At 52.0% G+C, this 22187-nt stretch carries 16 protein-coding genes, 1 tRNA gene and 1 pseudogene; 15 read left to right on the top strand and 3 right to left on the bottom strand.

Annotated elements, in window-relative coordinates; all coding sequences use genetic code 11:
• Positions 1-169 precede the first annotated feature (169 nt).
• From pflB to clpX, 8 genes are all read left to right on the top strand, one after another.
• Positions 170-2527, top strand: coding sequence for a formate C-acetyltransferase (gene pflB, locus HMPREF9156_RS0102430; protein ID WP_007147217.1), 2358 nt, complete (start codon positions 170-172; stop codon positions 2525-2527).
• 128 nt (positions 2528-2655) lie between these two features.
• Complete coding sequence (pflA, locus tag HMPREF9156_RS0102435; RefSeq protein ID WP_029246330.1) at positions 2656-3528, top strand: pyruvate formate-lyase-activating protein; 873 nt, start codon at positions 2656-2658, stop codon at positions 3526-3528.
• 40 nt (positions 3529-3568) lie between these two features.
• Positions 3569-4867, top strand: coding sequence for an HRDC domain-containing protein (locus HMPREF9156_RS0102440; protein WP_007147219.1), 1299 nt, complete (start codon positions 3569-3571; stop codon positions 4865-4867).
• An 83-nt stretch (positions 4868-4950) separates the two neighbouring features.
• The gene (gene tig, locus HMPREF9156_RS0102445; protein ID WP_007147220.1) at positions 4951-6318 is read left to right on the top strand and encodes a trigger factor; all 1368 of its coding nucleotides are present in this window, start codon (positions 4951-4953) and stop codon (positions 6316-6318) included.
• 140 nt (positions 6319-6458) lie between these two features.
• Positions 6459-7835: a chloride channel protein gene (locus tag HMPREF9156_RS0102450; RefSeq protein ID WP_007147221.1), complete on the top strand. Its 1377-nt coding sequence runs from the start codon at positions 6459-6461 to the stop codon at positions 7833-7835.
• Positions 7836-8016: 181 nt separating this feature from the next.
• Entirely contained in the window at positions 8017-8607 is a 591-nt protein-coding gene (locus HMPREF9156_RS0102455; protein ID WP_100214497.1) for an ATP-dependent Clp protease proteolytic subunit, read from the top strand.
• Positions 8608-8609: 2 nt separating this feature from the next.
• A complete protein-coding gene (locus HMPREF9156_RS0102460) occupies positions 8610-9281 on the top strand; it encodes an ATP-dependent Clp protease proteolytic subunit (protein WP_007147223.1) in 672 nt (223 codons plus the stop codon).
• Positions 9282-9455: 174 nt separating this feature from the next.
• Positions 9456-10736, top strand: coding sequence for an ATP-dependent Clp protease ATP-binding subunit ClpX (gene clpX, locus HMPREF9156_RS0102470; RefSeq protein ID WP_007147224.1), 1281 nt, complete (start codon positions 9456-9458; stop codon positions 10734-10736).
• Positions 10737-10803: 67 nt separating this feature from the next.
• Here clpX and HMPREF9156_RS0102475 read toward each other — a convergent pair whose 3' ends face one another.
• The gene (locus HMPREF9156_RS0102475) at positions 10804-11358 is read right to left on the bottom strand and encodes a M23 family metallopeptidase (protein WP_017147417.1); all 555 of its coding nucleotides are present in this window, start codon (positions 11356-11358) and stop codon (positions 10804-10806) included.
• A 147-nt stretch (positions 11359-11505) separates the two neighbouring features.
• On the opposite strand from HMPREF9156_RS0102475, the gene HMPREF9156_RS0102480 reads away from it, so the two are divergent.
• Positions 11506-11578: transfer RNA gene (locus tag HMPREF9156_RS0102480), tRNA-Asn, on the top strand.
• A gap of 75 nt (positions 11579-11653) precedes the next feature.
• On the opposite strand, the pseudogene HMPREF9156_RS06830 reads toward HMPREF9156_RS0102480, so the two are convergent.
• Positions 11654-12849: pseudogene (locus HMPREF9156_RS06830) on the bottom strand (IS1249 family transposase).
• Between the two features lie 244 nt (positions 12850-13093).
• On the opposite strand from HMPREF9156_RS06830, the gene HMPREF9156_RS0102490 reads away from it, so the two are divergent.
• Positions 13094-14941: an AMP-dependent synthetase/ligase gene (locus HMPREF9156_RS0102490; RefSeq protein WP_007147227.1), complete on the top strand. Its 1848-nt coding sequence runs from the start codon at positions 13094-13096 to the stop codon at positions 14939-14941.
• A gap of 67 nt (positions 14942-15008) precedes the next feature.
• Here HMPREF9156_RS0102490 and HMPREF9156_RS0102495 read toward each other — a convergent pair whose 3' ends face one another.
• Positions 15009-16442 (bottom strand): substrate-binding domain-containing protein, encoded by a 1434-nt coding sequence (locus tag HMPREF9156_RS0102495; RefSeq protein WP_007147228.1) that lies wholly within the window; start codon positions 16440-16442, stop codon positions 15009-15011.
• Positions 16443-16584: 142 nt separating this feature from the next.
• Here HMPREF9156_RS0102495 and HMPREF9156_RS0102500 point away from each other — a divergent pair, with 142 nt between their 5' ends.
• The 5 genes from HMPREF9156_RS0102500 to rpsB all read left to right on the top strand — a co-directional run bounded on the left by HMPREF9156_RS0102500 (position 16585) and on the right by rpsB (position 22183).
• Entirely contained in the window at positions 16585-17709 is a 1125-nt protein-coding gene (locus HMPREF9156_RS0102500; protein ID WP_007147229.1) for a GuaB3 family IMP dehydrogenase-related protein, read from the top strand.
• Positions 17710-17924: 215 nt separating this feature from the next.
• On the top strand, positions 17925-18470 hold the full coding sequence (locus HMPREF9156_RS0102505) for an Rv3235 family protein (RefSeq protein ID WP_007147230.1): 546 nt from the start codon (positions 17925-17927) through the stop codon (positions 18468-18470).
• Between the two features lie 36 nt (positions 18471-18506).
• Positions 18507-20609, top strand: a complete 2103-nt coding sequence (locus HMPREF9156_RS0102510; protein WP_007147231.1) for an AMP-dependent synthetase/ligase — start codon at positions 18507-18509, stop codon at positions 20607-20609.
• 6 nt (positions 20610-20615) lie between these two features.
• On the top strand, positions 20616-21104 hold the full coding sequence (locus HMPREF9156_RS0102515; protein WP_007147232.1) for a peptide deformylase: 489 nt from the start codon (positions 20616-20618) through the stop codon (positions 21102-21104).
• 206 nt (positions 21105-21310) lie between these two features.
• Positions 21311-22183 (top strand): 30S ribosomal protein S2, encoded by an 873-nt coding sequence (rpsB, locus tag HMPREF9156_RS06835; protein WP_037328661.1) that lies wholly within the window; start codon positions 21311-21313, stop codon positions 22181-22183.
• Positions 22184-22187 lie beyond the last annotated feature (4 nt).

Genomic DNA, 22187 nt, shown 5'->3' on the forward strand with positions numbered 1-22187 from the left:
ACTGTATGTGACGCTATACCGCGGACAGCAGCCAGGCTGATGTGAGCAACGTCACGCATTCTTTCATTTCTGGGCTTAATACTGGCGGTTTTTGGAACTGCCTACCGGATAAAATAAAAGTATCCGGTGCATAGCTGCATCGTAAAACGACACACATTAAGGAGTGCGTATGACAGCAACAGAAAAAGCAGTTGCTTCTGAAGAGGATCTCCGCGCTGAAGCGTGGGACGGCTTCGTTGGAGGAAACTGGCAGAATGATATTGATGTGCGTGATTTTATTCAGAAGAATTACACGCCATATGAGGGTGATGAGTCATTCCTGGAACCTGCCACGGAAAAGACCCGCCATCTGTGGAAGAAGCTTGATGACGAATATCTGGCAGTAGAGCGCAGGCAGCGTGTGTATGATGTAGATACGCATACGCCGGCGGATATTGATGCTTTCCCTGCCGGATACATTGATGACCAGGATGACGTTATTGTCGGACTTCAGACAGATGTCCCGTGCAAACGCGCTATGATGCCTAACGGCGGCTGGCGTATGGTAGAGCAGGCTATTATTGAGGCAGGCAAGGAGCCTGATCCTGAGATCAAGAAGATTTTCACGCGGTACCGCAAAACCCACAATGACGGTGTTTTCGGCGTATATACTGCACGTATCAAGCGTGCACGCCACAACAAGATCCTTACCGGCCTTCCGGATGCTTATGGGCGTGGCCGCATTATTGGTGATTACCGCCGTGTGGCGCTGTACGGTGTCAATACCCTGATCGCTTTCAAAAAGCGCGACAAGGATTCCATACCGTACCGCAATGATTTCACAGAACCGGAGATCGAACACTGGATCCGTTTCCGCGAAGAGCATGACGAGCAGATCAAAGCCCTGAAAAAGCTTGTCGTCCTGGGAAATGAGTACGGGCTTGACCTGAGCCGCCCTGCACGCACGGCCAGGGAAGCTGTGCAATGGACATATATGGGTTATCTGGCCTCTGTAAAGAGCCAGGACGGTGCGGCAATGTCTATTGGCCGCCTGAGCGCTTTCTTCGACTGCTATTTCGAGCGCGACCTGAAGAATGGCATCATCAATGAGCAGGATGCACAGGAGATCATCGACAATATCGTTATGAAGCTCCGTATCGTCCGCTTCCTTCGCACCAAGGATTACGACAACATCTTCTCCGGGGATCCGTACTGGGCAACATGGTCAGATGCGGGCTTCGCCGATGACGGGCGTACCCTGGTTACCAAGACTTCTTTCCGCCTGCTCAATACCCTGACACTTGACCATCTTGGGCCCGGGCCTGAGCCGAATATCACCATTTTCTGGGATCCTAAGCTTCCCGAAGGGTATAAGCGGTTCTGCGCCAAGATCTCTATTGATACTTCTGCTATCCAGTATGAGTCCGATAAGGATATCCGCAGCCACTGGGGCGATGACGCAGCTATTGCCTGCTGTGTTTCCCCGATGCGCGTGGGTAAGCAGATGCAGTTCTTTGCTGCGCGTGTGAACACGGCTAAAGCATTCCTTTATGCCCTTAATGACGGGCGTGATGAGATGACAGGCCTGCGTGTTATTGATGAAGGCGTCCTGTCCCCGCTGCAGTTCAATGAAGACGGATCCCTCAGCTTCGAGTCTGTTGTAGCCAACTATGAGAAGGCTCTTGAATGGCTGTCGGAGACTTATGTTGAGGCTCTGAACATCATCCATTACATGCATGATAAGTATGCTTACGAGGCTATTGAAATGGCGCTCCACGACAAAGAGGTATACCGTACCCTTGGCTGCGGTATGTCTGGCCTGTCGATCGCTGCCGACTCCCTGTCCGCTGTCAAGTACGCCAAGGTCTATCCCATCTACAACAAAGATGCGGAGGGTACCCCTGAGTATGTTGAGGGTGCGGACGACGACCTGATCGTCAACTTCAGGACTGACGGCGAATTCCCGGTCTACGGCAATGACGATGACCGCGCCGACGACCTTGCCAAGTGGGTAGTATCCACTGTTATGGGCCAGGTCCGCCGCCTTCCTGTATACCGTGACGCAGTGCCGACCCAGTCTATCCTTACTATCACTTCCAATGTTGAGTATGGCAAGAATACGGGATCCTTCCCGTCAGGGCATAAGAAGGGCACTCCGTTTGCCCCGGGCGCAAACCCGGAGAACGGCATGGATTCGCACGGCATGCTTCCTTCCATGTACTCAGTCGGCAAGCTTGATTATGATGATGCCCTTGACGGCATTTCGCTGACGAATACGATCACCCCTGACGGCCTTGGCCGCGATGAGGATGACCGCATCACCAACCTTGTAGGTATCCTGGATTCCGGCAACGGGCATGGGCTGTACCATGCAAATATCAACGTCCTGCGCAAGGAACAGCTTGAGGATGCTGTCGAGAACCCCGAGAAGTATCCGCACCTGACAGTGCGTGTATCCGGATATGCCGTGAACTTTGTCAAGCTGACGAAGGAACAGCAGCTGGATGTTATCTCACGTACATTCCATCAGGGAGCTGTAACTGATTAATCTCAGCTGCCGCAGGTACTGCGATGCTGCGGCCATTTAGGCCGTACACAAGACAGGCAAGCAGGATGCGGCTTTTACGGGGAGGAGGCCGTTCCGGCCTCCTCCCCTCTATCGCTAGGGGAACAAGGATGTCGGAATTTCGTGTGACCAAGCCTCATATGCTCAGGGAGTCGAAGGCTTATGCAAGCCAGACCCTTATGGGCGGCCTCTCCGGGTTTGAATCCCCGATAGGGCTGGACAGGAAGGACAGGCTTGACGCTTTGAAAACCGGTGATATCGGTTTCGTGCATTCATGGGATATCAATACTTCCGTGGACGGCCCGGGAACCCGTATGACTGTTTTTATGAGCGGATGTCCGCTGCGCTGCCAGTACTGCCAGAATCCTGATACCTGGAAGATGAGGGACGGGCAGCCTGTCTACCTGGATGCGATGATAAAAAAGGTCGAACGGTATAAAGACCTTTTCCAGCTTACAGGCGGCGGGATCACATTCTCCGGCGGAGAATCCATGCAGCAGCCCAGATTTGTGACCCGGGTTTTCCGCGCCGCAAAGGAGATGGGTGTCCATACCTGCCTTGACACATCAGGCTTCCTTGGCAAGAACTATACGGATGAAGATATCAGGGATATTGACCTTTGCCTTCTTGATGTTAAATCCGGCGATGAGGAAACGTATCGCCGTGTTACAGGCGGGACCCTTCAGCCAACAATAGATTTTGGGAAACGCCTTTCTGCGCAGGGTGTAAAGATCTGGATCCGTTTCGTGCTCGTCCCCGGGCTCACTGATTCTGAAGAAAATGTTGAAAATGTTGCTCGGATATGCGAGCAGTTCGGTGATTCTGTCGAACATATAGATGTCCTCGGTTTCCATCAGCTGGGGCGCCCCAAGTGGCATGAGCTGCGCATCCCGTATCCTCTTGAAGATGCGAAAGGCCCGTCAGCAGGCCTTAAAGGGCGTGTAGCGGGGCAGTTCAAGGCACATGGCTTTGTAGTGTACTAGAATGCTGAAAAGTATATTAAAACCGGCACGATAAAAACCTATGGTCAAAGAACAGCGTGATATACATCTGCTCGCCCAGCCTTCAGGGGGCGTACCTGATGTTATTGATACCAGGGAAGGCTTCGATGATTTCGTAGACGCTTTTGCGAATGCGTCAGGTGCTGTTGCGGCAGATGCTGAAAGGGCTTCAGGGTACCGGTATTCGCAGCGGGACTGGCTGATCCAGCTCAAAAGGGAAGGGGCTGGGATAGCGTTAGTCGACCCTGTCGCATTAAGCGGGCAGGGTGTTTCCTGGTCGGCTTTCAATGAAGCTGTCGGCGAAGCAGAATGGATCATCCATGACAGCCTTCAGGATCTGCCGGGATTCAATGAATTGGGGATAAAACCCTATCGGCTGTTCGATACCGAAAGGGCTGCACGTCTGCTCGGACAGGCACATTTCGGGCTTGCAGCGGTGACTGAACGGTATCTTGGAGTCACCCTTGCCAAAGAACATTCTGCAGCCGACTGGTCCTACCGTCCTCTGGGCAGGGATATGAGGAACTATGCTGCTTTAGACGTTGAAGTCCTTATTGAGCTTAAAAAGCTGATGGCCGCTGACCTTAGAAAGGCCGGGAAATCTGAATGGGCCAGGGAGGAATTCGGCTACCTGCTGGACAAAGGGATGCAGCCGAGGGAACCACACCCTGAACCATGGAGGAGGATATCGCGGATCACTGCTATTGACCACGACCTTCGCGGCCTGGCGGTTGCACGTGAGCTGTGGACTGTACGCGACCGGTACGCGCGCGAATTCGATATAGCTCCGAACCTGCTCCTGTCTGATGCTGCAATCATTGATGCTGCCCAGCGCAAACCCCATAATTCAAAGGAATTTATGCGGATACGGTCCCTTAACGAACGGGTACGCATGGTTAAAGGGGATGAGCGGGACAAAATGTTTGAACGGTATGCGCCGATCCAGAGGAAAGTGCGGTCGGCAATATGGAAGCAGGCAATAGCCAGGGCGCTGGACCTTCCTGAAGACCAGCTTCCCCAGCGTAAAAAAGGCAATCCTGACAACACATCGAATGCCCCGAAATCCATGAAGTTCTGGAAGGTGCATCATCCTGAACGGTTTGCGAGGCTGCAGAATGCTAAGAAGCTTATAACACAGGTCAGCGAAGATACGCATACCCCATCAGATATACTGCTGAAGCCTAAAATCCTGAGGAACCTGTGCTGGCAGGAGAATGTCAGGCTTTCAGCACAGGAAGTCTATGATTTCCTTATAAGCCAGTCCGCGCGGAGATGGCAGGCTGAGCTGCTTTCTGAGTCGTTAAGTAGCGTTATTATATAAAGGTTGTCTTCACGCAGACAGCTGAAGGATGCTGCTGTACAGCGTGGAGCGAAATACGAATAGACGACGAATTGGAGCCCAGCGTGAAAATCAGCGTTAGGAATGTAGAACCTACTAAGAAGGTCCTTACAGTAACTATTGATCCTGAGGAACTTGAACCGCATATGGATAAAGCCAGGAAGGATATTGCCGGCCAGGTCAATATCCCGGGATTCAGGAAGGGGCATATCCCGGGGAAACTTATTGAGCAGCGTTTCGGATACAGTGCAGTCGTAGGGGAGGCCGTCAATAATGGTGTCCCTGAGTTTTACAACACAGCTATTGAGCAGAAAAAGCTCCGCCCTATGGACCAGCCCAAGATCGATGTCAAAGATGTTCCGGAATCCAGGGAGGACAGCAAAAAACTAAAGTTCACTGCTGAAGTGGAAGTACGGCCTGAAATTGAGCTTCCCAAGCTTGAAGGCATGGAAATTGAGGTCCCTGCCCCTGCTGTGACCGATGAGGATGTGGACAGGCGCCTTGATTCCCTGCGTCAGCGTTTCAGCACACTGATTTCTGCTGACCGGCCGGCGAAAAAAGGCGATTTCGCTAATATTGACCTGAACGCCGAGATTGACGGCGACACTGTGGATTCGCAGGAAGGCATCAGCTATGAGATCGGTTCGGAGACTATGCTCAACGGGCTTGATGAGGCTTTAGACGGCTTGTCTGCCGGCGAGCAGACGACGTTTGAAAGCACGCTTGAGGGCGGTGACCATGAAGGCGAAAAAGCCCAGATCCACCTGACCCTGAATTCTGTTAAGGAAGAGCAGCTTCCGGATCTGGATGATGAGTTTGCTAAAGATGCTTCCGAATTCGATACCCTTGATGAGCTGAAGGCAGATATCCGCAAACAGTGCGAAACTGATGCCCAGGCACGCCAGGCAACTGAAGCGCGCGATGCTTTCATGGCTAAGCTCAAAGAAGGCGAAGATATCCCGGTGCCTAAAGGTGTCCTTGAGAATACGGTGAATGAACATCTGCGTTCAATGGGCGTGCAGGATGCTTCCAAGGCAACAAAAGAGCAGAAAAAAGAAGCCGAGGAATCTGCTGAGAAAGAACTGCGCGACCAGATAGTGCTGGATACGCTTGCTGAGGCACAGAATGTGCAGGTAACACAGGCTGATGTTACTAATTTCCTCGCCTCGATTGCCCAGCAGTACGGAATGGACCCGTCTAACTTCATTACGTCTATTGTCCAGAACGGGCAGCTGAATTCTGCTGTCCAGGAAGTTGCGCGGTCCAAAGGCATGGTTGAAGCAATGCGTCAGGTCATGTTTAAGGATACTGACGGCAATGCAGTAGATCTTGGCCGTTTCCTCGGCTCGGATGATGCTGAAGAAGAGGAAAGCGTCGCAGCAGCATCTGAGGCTGCAGCCGTAGCAGATGAGATCGCCAACTCAGATAAATAATTTTCTCCTGAGCCACAGGCAGCGGTGCCCGCGTCCTGCATGCCGGAACAGCAGCACAGGATATTTTCGTTGCCGGCTCAGGAAGTATAAATGAAAAGCCCGATCCGCCGGGCTTTTCATTTAATATGGATGCCTTTATTATGAGCAACTCTGATACTTCGGATCCCGCTGGGGACTCTGTCCCTGTATCTGTTTTTGCGCCGAAAAAGTGGTGGTTCCTGGTTTTTGTCATTTTCGGCTTGGGAAGTATTATCGGCCTGTGCTCTGCGGGCCTGTCCTTCCTTCTGGAATTTGTCCAGCAATATATCCTTGGGGCTGCTGAAAGCCTTCATGATCCGACGCCTTTTGGCTCCCCCTGGTGGAGGCGCCTTGCCAGCGCAGCATGTATATCTGTCTTTGCCGCGGTGATTTGGTGGCTTATCCGCCGGCGTTCACGCATACCTTCAGTTTCAGGCGCTGTCCATGGAGCTCCCATGCCGGCGGGCCGGACCCTTATCCATGTTCTTACACAGATCATCATCGTAGGGGCGGGAATGTCTGTGGGGCGGGAAACTGCACCGCGGGAGCTTGGTGCCATGCTCGGGCAGAAACTATCGCAAAGGTTCCGCCTCAGCAGGAATGACATGGCTGTTATTATTGCGGTAGGCGCTGGAGCCGGTTTTGCCGGCGTTTATAATGCCCCTTTGACCGGAATGTTCTTTGCAGTTGAAGTGCTTCTGGCAGGTACGGATATTATAGTTGCTGCGACCGCACTCGGGACAAGTGCCGTCGCGGCATTCATCGGAGGGCTTCTTAAAGGAACTTCAGTATTCTACAGCGTAACTGGGCTTACTGTATCATGGCAGATCATTCTGTTCGCCGTTGTGATGGGCCCTGTGGCAGGTATATGCGGATATATTTTCCGGCTTCTGACGCAATGGGCAAATACCAACAGTGAACGTACCTCACGGGTATTATGGATGCTCCCGCTCGCAGGCCTGCTGACAGGGGTTGCCGCTGTCTGGCTCCCTCAGGTCATGGGGAACGGGCGGGCTATGGCGCAGACGGCATATAATTCAGTTTCCGTTGCTGCCATACCTCTGCTCCTGATCCTTATAGCTGTGAAGGCAGCCCTCACTGTACTTACGATACGGTCAGGCGCATCCGGCGGCGTGCTCACCCCTGCGATTGCCGTTGGTGGTGCTATCGGCGCTATCGCCGGCATGGGATGGGCTTATCTGTTCCCTAATGTAACAGCAGGAGCGTGTGCATTTATTGTGAGTGCAGCATTCCTTGCAGCTTCGCAGAAGGCCCCTCTGATGGCATCTGTTTTCATGCTTGAAATAACGCATGCCAGCATATCCTTTATTATTCCGGTAGGTATTGCTGTGTCCCTGTCCATGCTGGTGTCATCATGGCTGCCATCGTTCCGCTTACTTAGGTTGCGCAGATCAGAAGCAGCAGGAAAAGAAGGCCTCTTATCCGGCTCCGGCTCAACAGCAAAGGCGCATGCTGCGATACGGGATCAGCAGGCCTGAACAGGCAAGGTTTCCCGTGCCATATCCCACATGATGTCTCAAAGTTGATATGGACAGGCTCAATTTTATGCTTATTGCACAAAACGGTTATACAGTCTGTCAGCAAAGGTATTCTTAAAACTGCAGAATTTATTGGTATAAAGGAGATCAAGTGACGACTAATCTGCCGGTTTCCCCCCGTATGGAAGAGGGGGATATCCCTGTTGCGGGGGATCCCATTTTTAACAGGCTTCTTAAAGACCGTATCATCTGGCTTGGGTCTGAAGTCAAAGATGAGAATGCGAATGTGATCTGCGCGCAGATGCTTATGCTTGCCGCCGAAGACCCTAAAAAAGATATCTGGCTGTATATCAATTCGCCGGGCGGCTCCATCACTGCCGGGATGGCGATCTATGATACGATGCAGCTGATCGAACCTGACGTAGCAACTATAGCTGTCGGTATGGCCGCATCTATGGGGCAGTTCCTGCTTTCCAGCGGGACAAAGGGGAAGCGTTTCATCACTTCCCATGCACGTGTGCTTATGCATCAGCCGTCGGGCGGCGTTGGCGGCACCGCAACAGATGTACGCATCAATGCGGAACTGATCATGGATATGAAAAAAACAATGTCTGAGCTTACTGCAGAGCAGACCGGCCATACTGTGGAAGAGATCTACCGCGACAACGAGTATGACCACTGGTTCACAGCCCAGCAGGCTCTGGAGTATGGATTCGTAGACAAGATCGTTACGACTCCTGGATCCATCACTGCAGAAAGGCAGGGTGAGTAGATATGGCATCTGAAGAAGCACAGTTTATTGCACGCGCGCAGCGGCTTGCGGGACCATCCGGCACAGCAGCAGGCATGCCTCAGGCGCGGTACGTGATGCCGCAGTTTGAGGAGAAAACATCGTTCGGATACAAACGTTCCGACCCCTATACGAAGCTGTTTGAGGACCGGATCATTTTTATGGGGGTGCAGGTCGATGACACATCGGCAGATGATATTATGGCCCAGCTCCTCGTGCTTGAAAGCCAGGACCCTGACCGCGATGTTATCCTGTACATCAATTCGCCGGGCGGTTCCATGACTGCCATGACTGCCATTTACGACACCATGCAGTATATTAAGCCGGATGTGCAGACCGTATGCCTCGGGCAGGCGGCCTCTGCTGCGGCTATACTCCTTGCTGCAGGCACTAAGGGAAAGCGCCTGATGCTCCCCAATGCGCGCGTGCTTATCCACCAGCCGGCGATGGGCCAGGATTACGGCAAGGCGACTGAGATTGAGATACAGGCGAAGGAACTTCTGCGGATGCGTGAATGGCTTGAGGAGACCCTCGCCAGGCACACCGGGCAGGATGTCGAGCGTATCCGTCGGGATATTGAAACGGATACGATCCTGACTGCTGAGCAGGCTAAGGAATACGGCATGGTTGATGCTGTCCTTGAACACCGCAAATAAGCTGACTCGGCCTGGCTGGCCTTAAAGCCCCTCCCTTTATGGAAAGGGGCTTTTTATTGCCTTACTGATGCACCATATCACTGCAGCAGGCGCGGAAGGGGCTTACGGTGTTAAGGGGTACGGTAAAATCGGGAGAATGGATAATGCTTCCGCAGAAGAAAGACCCGGTGCTGTATGGGGCAGGTAATTGATTACAACGACGATATGCCCCGCTGCAGTTTTTGCGGGAAAACTGAGCTCCAGGTCAACAAGCTGGTCACAGGGGACGGCGTAGCCATCTGTGATGAATGCATTGAGCTTTGTGTCGAGATAGTTTCCGATGAGCGCCATGCCGATGCGCAGCAGCACGCCTTGAACCTTATCTCCCCAGGCAGGATAGCCGGGCATCTTGATAAATATGTGATCGGACAGAAGGATGCGAAACATGCCCTGTCTGTTGCTGTTTATAACCATTATAAACGGATCAATATGGAGCTGGAAGATTCGGCGGAAAAACTGCAGCGGACATTGTCCAAAAAGCATTCTGACCTGGAAAATGTTGAAGTTTCTAAATCTAACGTCCTCCTCCTCGGGCCTACGGGGACTGGAAAAACGTATCTGGCGCAGACTTTGGCCCGTATTATGGATGTTCCTTTCTCCATTGCTGATGCAACGACCCTCACAGAGGCCGGCTATGTCGGCGATGATGTGGAGACTGTGCTCCAGCGTCTGATCCAGGCTGCAGATGGCGATATACAGCGTGCCCAGCGGGGGATCATCTATATTGATGAGATCGACAAGATCGCCCGCAAATCGGGGGAGAATACATCAATTACACGTGATGTGTCCGGTGAAGGCGTGCAGCAGGCTTTGCTGAAGATCATTGAGGGGACTGTTTCTGCGGTCCCTGTTAAAGGCACGCGTAAGCATGAAGACCAGGAGATGGTCCACATCGATACGCGCGATATCCTGTTTATCTGCGGCGGCGCTTTCGTCGGATTGGAAGATATCATCCGGCAGCGGCTCGGGAAACGTGAAACCGGTTTTGGCACTGACTGGAGCATGCAGGATAAAAGCGATGATGAAATATTTACTTTCGTTACGCCGGATGACCTTGCTGAATATGGGCTTTTACCTGAATTCATTGGCCGCATGCCGGTGGTGAGCACGCTGGACCCCTTGAGTGTAGATGATCTGGTCGCTATCCTGACAGAACCGGCCAACGCGCTGACTAAACAGTTCCGGAAAATGTTTGCTGTTGAGGGTGTTGAGCTGACATTTACTGACGACGGGCTGCGGGCCATAGCACAGGAATCCCTTGAGCGGGGCACGGGAGCGAGGGGGCTGCGCTCCATTATGGAAAAGACACTTCAGGAAACTATGTTCCTTCTGCCTGACCGTGACGATGTTTCACGGGTCATCGTGGATAAAGATTCCGTATCAGGCGATTCCCAGCCGCAGCTGGTACTCAGATAGGGGATACGCCATTCCGGTGGGGCTCCGGCACAGGTGCTGTCCCCACCAGGTTCGTCCATAACAGCGGTCATCCTCCATCCACAGGTTTCAGGACGACTGTTTTCCTGCTTACCAGGATTTCAGGGTCAAGATAGGACTTTTCCCCTGTTTTGATGCCCCACTGTACGCATATATCCCGGCAGTGGTCGCTTCCGCCTTCGACCCAGCCTATTTCCTGCCCTTTTTTAACATGCGTCTTAACTGCAAGGCCGGTCTGTGCAGGTTCAAAAGTACTGATACGGCCTTTGCTGTGGGTGATGCTTACCACATTTTTCCCGGCTACGACCCCCGCAAAGGAAATAATCCCATCCGAGGGCGCATATAGCAGTGTCCCCGGTTCAGCCCGGATATCAACTCCGCGATGCCCGCTGAGCCACGGCTTCGTCGGCGCCTTGAATCTCTGGATGATCTCTGGGCTGGATCCGCTGTACCCCTTTACAGGCCATCCGTACTCTGCAGTGCAGGACGGCGCAGCACACGCAGCGGAGGGAACCATACAGCCTGGCAGGCCAATAATGCTGATAAATGCAGCCAGTACAGGTACAGCAGCAGCGGCAAGCTTCGATCTTTTTATATACGTCATGATCCTATTGTGTAAAGTACACAGATAGATACGCAAGATAGGTTGGGGATGTGCACAAATGAATGACACGCCAAAAGTTATCCACGCGCTTTTTCTCCATACCCGCTCATATAATTAATATCTCGTGCGGTGCAATACGTACGATATTCCCGCATAGCTCAGTTGGCAGAGCGTCTGACTGTTAATCAGAATGTCGCTGGTTCAAGCCCAGCTGCGGGAGCGCTTAAAGCCGGGATATCATCCCGGCTTTTTCTAGGGTATCCGGAGGAAAGGTGTGTTTTTATTTTGGGTGTGTTTAGCCTATGTGTCTTTTTCTGGTAGAGATTCCGGGTAGGTAGTCCGTGTGGGTGAGGTTTATTCCGGTGTTAATATGTGCTGGTCCGGTTTCTGGTTCTATGGTTTCTTGTTTCTTGTGTAGTTTTAGATCTGTTTGGCAGAGGAGGCTGATTGGGTCTTGGGGATTTGGTGAGTGCAGATAGCACCACCATTCCACCGCTCGTTTCATATGATCTTCAGACAGCCCACGGTGGTATCGTACGAGATTCTTGATTTGCGCGTTGATTCCACCCTTAAGAGCATTTGTTGGTGAAGTGAGATTCTCGTGAGTTTGTGCGATGAGTTCAGGATCGAGAAAGGTAAAGAGGGTTCCTTCCTGCGCCATGTTTTTCCAGGGTTTTATACGCTCGTCGAGTGTTGTAGTGAGTCCACCACCATTCTTGGGTGGATTTCACCCAGTGAGGAATATCACCGGGAAGAGTATTCCTGTGCCATGTTTTCTCGTTCACCCATGGAGCAAACTGTTCATAAAACTTGTGCAGAAGAGTTAACCAGTAGGTCGATTCTTCAATCGTACGAACAGTAACAAGCTGTTTAGCTAAACCCCACAAGGCTTGTGGTGCAGGCAGTTTTGGGTGCATGCTAGCGCAGGTTCGAATGTTACGTTTGATGTGCACCAGACAGCGTTGAACACGAGTATCCGGCCAACAGTTACTGATTTCTGTTAGTGCTGCGGCATGCCCATCCGTAACCACCATAAGAGGGTCAGCAAGCCTGGAAAAAAGAGCGTGGTACGCGTTCTTGTTTTCTTTATCACACCACTGCCACGCGATACCCTTGCCCTGGGCTAGAGCAACCAGAAGACACCAGCCATACGGTAAATAGATTCCATCAATCTGGACTTGATTATAAATTTCCCCGGTCATAGGAATACGAGGCTTCACCTGCCAGCACCAGCTTATTCGTGTTCTCAACGTCCGTTCTGTAAAAGAAGAACTACCCTGAGGTTGAAAGTTTTTTTCCCCCCCCCCCATGAGCCAGTCAAGAAAACTTGTGAACACGGCTTCCTGACTGATATCTGGCCTGTGACGACTACTCGATGCTGCGCACTGCGTGCACCGCCACCGGATCTTTCCCGAGGATATTACCCCCGTTCCTTTTCATCCCAGTTTGCTGACAGATAGGACACTTGCGTGTGCTTTTCTTACGACCCATACACTAAACAAACCGCAACTAACACAGTCTACCAAGAAAGCCAAGCACACCCAAGAACAAGCCTCAAAAACTTAACTACACCCAATTTCGCCCGTCATCCCAACCCAAACCCCGAAATAAAGACACACTTTCCTTCCAGATACCCTTTTTCTATGTGCTCGCTGCATTTGTTGCGTACCAGCGTGTAGAATAAAGGGGTACTTGCACAGTTGCCTGGTGCAATAACTCAAATCGGGAGAAATATATGCTTAAGGAATATACACGTCCATTGACTGCTGCTGTTGACGACAATAAAAATATCTTTTCGCTGCTTGACAGCAGGGCGTCCAGCCATCCTGAAGATGACCTTATAGGATATAAGGGCGATAACGGTGAATGGCAGTATTTCACAGCAGAGGAATTCCGGACAAAAGTGATTTCGGTCGCCAAAGGGCTGCTGGCCAGGGGGTTCAGGAAGGGGGAGGCTATAGCCATACTTGCCCGCACCCGGTGGGAATGGACCTGCCTTGATACGGCGATCACCAGTATTGGCGGTGTAGTCGTCCCCATCTACGAGACGGATTCGCCGGCCCAGATCAAATATATCGTGAATGATTCGCATGTCAGGTATGTTATAGCCGAGAATGACGAGCAGCTTCATAAAGCCAGTACTGTAGCCGATGAATGCCCGTCCCTGGAGGCGATATTCGTTATAGATACCGATGGAGATTCGATCATCGATATCCTTGAAGAGTTTGGGAAAGGCAAAACTGATGAGGATTTCTGGGCTGCTGAAAATAATGTGTCCGGATCCGATCTTGCAACGATCGTATATACGTCAGGGTCTACGGGGACGCCTAAAGGTATTGAGCTGACCCATTCCAATTTCGTTTTTGTCGCACGGTCAGGCGACCAGTCGGTCAAGGAGATCGGCCATGCGGAGGGAGGGTCACGCCTGCTGCTGTTCCTGCCGCTTGCGCATGTATTTGCACGGTTTATGCAGTATTTCAGCTTCTGCAACACTATTACGCTGGGCCTTTCCAATGATTTCAAAACGGTTATCACAGATTTCCGGGATTTTAAGCCTACGTTTATCCTTTCCGTGCCCCGTATTTTTGAAAAAGTGTATAACGCAGCATCGCAGAAAGCAGGGACCGGGTTCAGGGGCAAACTGTTCAGCAACTCTGCAAAGCTCGCCCGGGAATGGTCCCGTGCACAGCAGCAGGGGGAGCATCTCCCTCTGCCTAAACGGCTGATGCATGCATTTTACAATAAAGCCGTATACTCCCAGATCATGGATGTATTCGGCGGGCGTGTCCGGTATGCTATATCGGGCGGGGCCCCTCTGGATACTGATATAACGCATTTCTTCAACGGCATAGGCCTGCCCATCCTTGAGGGTTACGGTATGACCGAAACCTGTGCGCCGGCCACTGTAAACCCGGCGGAAGGCTATAAGATAGGCACAGTCGGGCTTCCTCTGGAGGATATTTCCATAGGCATCACTGATGATGGTGAAATATGCATAAAGGGCCGTGATATCTGCAGGGGCTACCATAATAACCCTGAGCTTACGAAGTGGCAGATATCAGACGGCTGGCTCCACACCGGTGACCTCGGCACTATTGACGATGCCGGGTTCCTTACGATTACCGGCCGCAAGAAAGATATGATCATCACTGCAGGCGGTAAGAATGTTTCCCCCGAAATGCTTGAAGCTTCTGTCATGTCTTCACCAGTTGTCGCCCAATGCGTTGCGGTAGGGGACAGAAAGCCTTTCATCGCTGCGATTATTACGCTTGATCTGTCTGATGCCAATGACTGGCTCAGGGGTCAGGGCGCGGCAGAAGTACCTGATCTCGACGAAGCCGTAAAGAACCCTATTATCCGCGCTGAAGTCAAACGCGCAGTTGATAAAGCTAATACGCAGGTATCGCGTGCAGAGTCCATCCGCAAATTTGAGATTATACCGGATACGATCTCACAGGATAACGGGATGCTTACCGCGAGCCTGAAAATAAAGCGGGCTGTTATAACAGACCATTACCGCAAGCTTATTGACACGGTGATCTATGCGCCGCGCCCTCTGCGGAAAGACAGGCGCAGGCCATAAGGCCACCCTGGCAGGGGAGGGCTAGACCGCAGGCGTGCCAAGTCCCCGTAAGCAGCGCAGCAAACGGTTACAGATCGGCATCCGTAGCTTTTATATACCCTTTATCGATAAGTATTGTTTTCATATTTGAAGCGCTTATGGTAAGAAGCGGTTCATCTAGGGTAGCAGATTTCGTGGTGCCGGATGACTCTGCACTGTCTTCAGACACATTTTTCATTGCTGAAGCAATGTACCCTATGGATTTATCCTGCGCAATGAATGCGCATATCTGGGCGAGATCACGCGCGTAAGCCTTGCGGTCAATAAAAGTTGTTGACCACTGTTTTCCGTTGACGATATCCGGAAGGCTGGAAAGATACGCCCCAAATCCTGTGACAATAGGCCACTGGGGATAATCTGCTGTCTCCTGTGCATTGCGGCTGCCGTCTGCCGGGCTGTCAGCTCTATCATCCCTGACAAGCGGTTCAGGGACGGGCCGGCGTTTTACCGTTGTGCCGCCTGTAAGGTTCCTGACAACGCCTCCCACTGATATCTGAGGGTTGATATCAGCGCTTGAACCTGTGTATCCCATGCGGCCGAGGGCTTTTATGACGCCTGCTGCAGTATTGTCATTGACGGCAAGTATCCCGTTTATCCTTCTGTGGCGGTGCCCATTATGCGTTGCCAGCCGTGCCGTAACTGCATCCGCTATGGAGCTTTGGTCTGAACTATCAGCAGTTACATTCTTCCAGTCTTTCGCAGAACTGTTTTTAGTAAGCAGGCCTGAAGGGCTGTAAACACTTCCGGATGCATAATAGGGGCCGAGGATATCCCATATCCCCCGGAAGGTTTCTTTAGTGAAGTCATTATCTTTCACTGGAGGCAGCAGTATTTCTATACTGGCGGGATGCTTCGCAGAGGCCTCAGAAAGCTTAAGTTTGCTGACAAGCTGCTTTGCCTGGACCCTGCCTACGTCGTGTCCTGTAAGCATGGGGACCCGTATATCTGCGGTGAAGCCCTTGACCGTATTCCCGAACAGGATAGTCCTGATGCCTGCTGACCTCGCTTTATCAAGCGCGCGGCGCAAAACGGCCGTACCTGTAGTGCCGTCCTGCTGCGCAGCATATGGCGAATAATCTTTCGTCAGGGGGCTTTCTGCCTGCGCAGGTGCTATAAATATGATCTTTTTCTTATGCGAACCGTTCTGTGCTTTCACATATGAGGACAGTTCACGGGACTGATCTTCTATACCGGAAGAAGAGGTATGGCTGATTGCCGATTCGCTGAACCCCTGCTGCATGAGCTCCTGCCGGATATCGCTGTACAGCGCATCCCATGAATTCGGTGAGTGCCTGTTCCCAATATTTATAGGGTCACGGGGCGTAAAAATACCAACAGCTGTATCGCCGAAAGCCTGGCGTGCAGGCTCCGTCCCATGAGAGCATGAGGCACACCATATGCCAAGTATGGTGACGATAAGAACAGCGCATAGCTGTCGAGCCTTTTTGCCCAGCATGGCCATATAACAAACCTCCGCATAGACCCTTTAGTCCTAGGATATACGGGGTCATGCCTAAACTGCCCGAAAGAACAGGCCATGCTCCGCTTCCCCTGCCATATCGAATCCGGATAAATCGTCTTAAGGAATCCTTAATCTTAGAAGTATGACGCAGGAAATTGAGGTAGGCATAGGCAAAACTGCGCGTCTGTGCTATTCACTGGATGATATATCAGTAGTCCCCTCCAGGAGGACCCGCGACCCCGAAGATGTGGATACATCATGGCAGATAGACGCTTATAGTTTTGACATACCGGTTATCGGAGCTCCAATGGACTCTATAATGAGCCCCGGCACCGTTATCGAGATAGGGAAGCTGGGCGGCCTGGGAGTCCTTGACCTGGAGGGGCTCTGGACACGGTATGATGACCCGGCCCCGCTGCTGGACAGGATCCCTGACATCCCTCAGGATGAGATAACACCGTATCTGCAGAAAATATATTCAGAACCGGTCAAAGCTGAACTGATAACCCGGCGGCTGCATGATATCCGCGATGCAGGCGTTACCGTTGCAGGTTCCCTCACCCCCCAGCGGATACTGGAATTTTACTCAACTGTCCTTGATGCCGGTGTTGACCTGTTTGTTATACGCGGTTCTGCGGTTTCTGCCGAGCATGTGTCGGCAAGCCATAAGCCCCTGAATCTGAAACAGTTCATTTACGAACTTGATGTCCCCGTCATCGTGGGCGGCGCCGGTTCCTACCATGCGGCTATCCATCTTATGCGGACTGGTGCTGCAGGCGTGCTTGTCGGGCTCGGCGGGACGGCCGTGTCGTCATCACGCTCTGTGACAGGCATGCATGTGCCAATGGCAACAGTTATTGCTGATGCTGCCGCCGCACGGAAGGATTATATGGAGGAATCTGACGGCAGGTATGTCCATGTTATAGCTGATGGGGGGCTCGGCAACTCAGGGAATTTCGTCAAAACGTTTGCCCTTGGTGCGGATGCCGTCATGATGGGGGACCCCCTGGCCAGGGCTGCTGCTGCGCCTGCGCATGGGTCGCACTGGGGGCATGAAGCCACCCATTCCCAGCTGCCTCGCGGGCGCCGCACGCAGTTCCGGCCATCCTGCACGCTGGAGGAGATATTGTACGGCCCAAGCAGTACTGCTGACGGGACTATGAATTATATCGGCGCGCTGAAACGTGCTATGGCATCGTCAGGGTATGTTGGCCTCCGTGACTTCCAGAAGTGTTCGATTATTGCTGCACCGTATGAGACGAACTGAGAAGTCCTGAAATGCTGTAAATGCAACGCATATATGCCGTTTATTGTGGATAAGTGTGGATAGCTCCGGGAGTTATTCACACTTTTCTTTTATTAATTTGACTTTACAGGGCGAATCTGAAAGAGTACGAATATAAAGCTGGATATTGGCATACAGGGGATAGGGAGGAGTCCGGTAAACCACTGTGCTTGTTTGGGATAAAGAAAGGTAAGGTAATGGCTGACAGTAGTGGTGATGCACATGGTTTAAAGCGGCAGCCTGGGAGCATTACAGCATATGGGGCTGCGGAAAACGTCGAAAAGGAGCCCCGTTCATTCGAGTTCATAAAAACAGCGGGTGCTACGAAGACGAATATAAAATTCCACATTGCACGATGCGTCCCGGAAGATATATCACGGGCCGAATGCGGGAAAATTGCGATAAATGCCTGTAATATCGCATGCCTGAGCATTGATGTCCTGCGCGGGCGGCTCAGCCCGAAACTGCTGACCCGGCTGATGTCCCCTGAAATTATAGAGAAAATGCTTATCACCGAAGCCTTTGCGCAAAAATATTCCGATCCCGGGCATTTTGATGCCATTGATTCCGCTGAAACCAGGCATATGCCTGTTATCGCACGTTTCGTATACGTTATGGCAACCAGCCCCGTAACATGTGAGGCAACCATCCTGCTTGGGATAGGGCCTAACCTGTGCTGGTGCAACCTGGTAATTTCCAAACAGCGCGGGAAATGGATATGCACTATGTGTGACGTAGGCTGACCATAATTCATACCCTCCATAGCGTAAACTGAAAATATGCTACGAGAGTTTACGTATCCCGATATCACGGTCGTTACTGACAGAGATACCATTTATTCTTTCCTCTCTGCCCGCGCGCAGAAAAATCCGGATGAGCCCCTGGCTGCATACCTGAAGGGGAAAAACAGGGACTGGGAGTATGTCACTGCAGCACAGATGCTTGACGCAGTGCAGAAAACGGCCAGAGGCCTTATTGCTTTGGGCGTTAAGAAGGCGGATACTGTCCTCATATATGCGCCGACATCATACCAGTGGGGCGTTGTTGATTTCGCCTGCGCTGCCGTGGGCGCTGTTTCTGTACCGGTCTATGATACAGATTCTTCCGGGCAGGTAGAGAATATTGTTTCTGAAACACATCCGGCCATAGCTTTTACCGCAGGTGAAGAACGCGCCCAGATACTTGAGCGTCTTCGCGCGAACTCCGCCAATTCGGTCCAGTACGTATTCAACCTGGAAACAGATGGCCTGGATGCGATTGAAGACTGGGGGACAGGCGTATCGCAGGATAGGCTTGATGAAGCGGTCAATGCAGTCACCGGATCAGATATAGCTACCATTGTGTACACTTCAGGATCTACCGGGAAGCCTAAAGGTGCGATGCTGAGCAATACGAACTTTGCCCATATCGTTGTTAACGGGCCGAATATCCTGCCGCATATGCTTAATGGTGATCCGACACGCCTTCTGCTTTTCCTGCCCCTGGCCCACTGTTTCGCACGATACATACAGTATTCAACTATTTTCAGTGACAGGGGCGTTGTCGCGTATCTGTCTGATGTCAAGCACCTGCTGAGCGATATGCGTACATTCAAACCGTCCTATCTGCTTGGCGTCCCCCGGGTGTTTGAAAAAGTATATAATGCCGCATCCCAGAAAGCGGGTGCCGGGGTAAAGGGAAGGATATTCGCCAACGCGGTCAAACATTTCACCCAGTGGTCCAGGGACGAGGAAGCCGGGAAGAAGCACACCCTGCACGAGCGGAGCAGGCATGTTTTCTATGAACGTGCAGTAGGGGATTCCGTCCGTTCCGCTATGGGCGGCAAACTGCATTTCCTCGCCTGCGGGGGAGCGCCCGTCAATATTGACCTCGCGCATTTCTTCCATGGGATAGACGGTATCACATTTATCCAGGGCTACGGCATGACAGAGACTGCAGCCCCGTGCGTTATCAACTCAGAGATACATAACCGTGTCGGCTCTGCGGGTATGGTAGCCCCCGGGTTCTCCTGCAGGCTTGCCGATGATGACGAGCTTGAGATCAAAGGCCCCAGTGTTTTTGTCGGTTATCTCAATGACCCTGAACGTACTGATGAGGTTTTCGACGGTGCCGGCCACGAGTGGCTGAGGACAGGAGATCTTGCTGAGATCGATGATGACGGGTTTATTTATATAGTTGGCCGCAAGAAAGATGTTATTATCACTGCAGGCGGCAAGAACGTTTCCCCTGCGCCTATGGAAGATATCATCAAAACATGCCCGATAGTTTCCCAGGCTGTGGTCATTGGAGACGGCCGCCCATTCATATCGGCCCTAGTCACGCTTGACCCGGACATGCTGGAGACATGGCTTACCGGTCAGGGGCGCAACGGCCAGGTGACTGTGGAAACTGCAGGCTCAGATGATGCTGTCCGGTCATATATCCAGGAGTATATCGACCGGGCCAACTCTACTGTTTCCCGTGCCGAATCGGTACGCAAGTTCATCGTCATTCCTAATGATTTCTCTCAGGATGATAAGACGCTGACACCAAGCATGAAGGTGGTCCGCGGCGAAGTTATGAAAAAATACCAGGACATTATAGATAACGATATTTATGCGCCAAAACCGAGCTCTATGCCCAAGGCTCCGACGGCCAAGATCATGGAAGCTGCAGATACCGTTTCCGAGTCTACCCAGCGCTCCTTCAAGCAGGTCCAGGAAAAAATAGACCCGATCTGGAATAAGGCAAGGGATACTTTGACGGAAACTGTGCCGAAGTATGTGAAGCTTACCAGAGATAGTGCAAAAGATGCTTCTGCCAGTGGCACATCCGCTGCTGATGGAGATTCGGCAGAGGCTTCCGGCAGCGCTCCGCAGGACATATCGAAAACAGGCAAATGAGGTACCGTGGCTATCAGAGAAATCAGAGTCGTCCCTGATCCTGTCCTGCGCACAGCATGTGATCCGATCACACAGATAACCCCCTCAGTGGAACGCCTGATCCAGGATCTCCTTGATACTGTTGACGACCCGGGCCGCGCGGGGCTGTCGGCAAACCAGATAGGGGTAAGCCTTCGCGCCTTCTCTTATAATATCGATGGGAAAATCGGCTATATCCTTAACCCCGTGATCAAGGAAACATCAGGCGAGCAGTACGGTGATGAAGGGTGCCTGTCGGTTCCGGGGCTCTGGTATAAAACGCGCAGGGCTGAGTATGCAAAAGCCGAGGGCACCGACCTTAAGGGCAATAAAGTAGTGCTTGAGGGGCACGGTATCATGGCACGGATGATCCAGCATGAATGCGACCATCTCGATGGGCATGTTTATCTGGACAGGCTCGAGAGCGATGAGCGCAGGCAGGCCCTCCGCTATATGCGCAACCACCGCGGCTCATAGTTTTGCCCTTATACCTATATGCCTGTATACTGTTTTGTGGCGTGCCACCACTTCCGGCTGAAGCATAGTCGCACATGCAAAGGCCATCTGTATTGTCTACGGCACGCAAATTCGCGCTATGCAGGCGACGGTCTGTGTCGGTCGATTCGCAGGAATTGCACTCAGATACGCATAGCCAGGCAATAACCGACAATGAAAGGTATATCATGGCACAAATTACCATGAGCCAGATGCTTGATGCTGGCGTTCACTTTGGTCATCAGACCCGCCGTTGGAACCCTAAGATGAAACAATACATCCTTATGGAACGCAACGGTATCCATATTATTGATCTGTTCAAATCACTGGGCATGATTGATGCTGCATATTCCTTTATCAAGGAAACTGTTGCCCATAACGGTACAGTACTTTTTGTAGGCACCAAGAAGCAGGCGTCCGAGGCGATTGCTGCGCAGGCTGCCCGCGTAGGGATGCCTTATGTCTCTGAACGTTGGCTGGGCGGCATGCTTACTAATTTCCAGACAGTCTCCAAGCGCGTAAGCCGCATGAAAGAGCTCGAGGAAATGGATTTCTCCGATGTCCATGCCAGCGGGCTGACAAAGAAGGAACTCCTTCTCCTTGAACGCGAAAAAGATAAACTTGTCCGCCAGCTTGGCGGTATCCGCAATATGAACCGTACACCTTCAGCAATGTTCGTTGTTGATATCAATAAAGAAGCCCTTGCCGTGGAAGAAGCCCATAAGCTGGGCATCCCGGTAGTTGCGCTTGTTGATACGAACTGTGATCCGGATGCTGTAGAGTATGTTATCCCTGCCAATGATGACGCCATCCGCGGCGTGGAACTGCTGACTTCCCTTATGGCCGATGCTGTTGCAGAAGGTCTGCTGGCCCGCTCCGGTAAAGGCGGCAAGGGCGGTTCTGCCGCTGGGGAGGCGTCATCTTCACAGCCAATGGCTGAGTGGGAGACAGAACTCCTTACCCAGGAGACCGCAGCACAGGAAGCTCCCGAGGCTGAAGCCAAGGCCGAGGAAGACAGCCCGGACAGCGGATCTGAGGATACAGCTGAAGAAGCTGAATAAAACC

It is taken from the genome of Scardovia wiggsiae F0424 (assembly GCF_000269605.1).
GTDB lineage: Bacteria > Actinomycetota > Actinomycetes > Actinomycetales > Bifidobacteriaceae > Scardovia > Scardovia wiggsiae.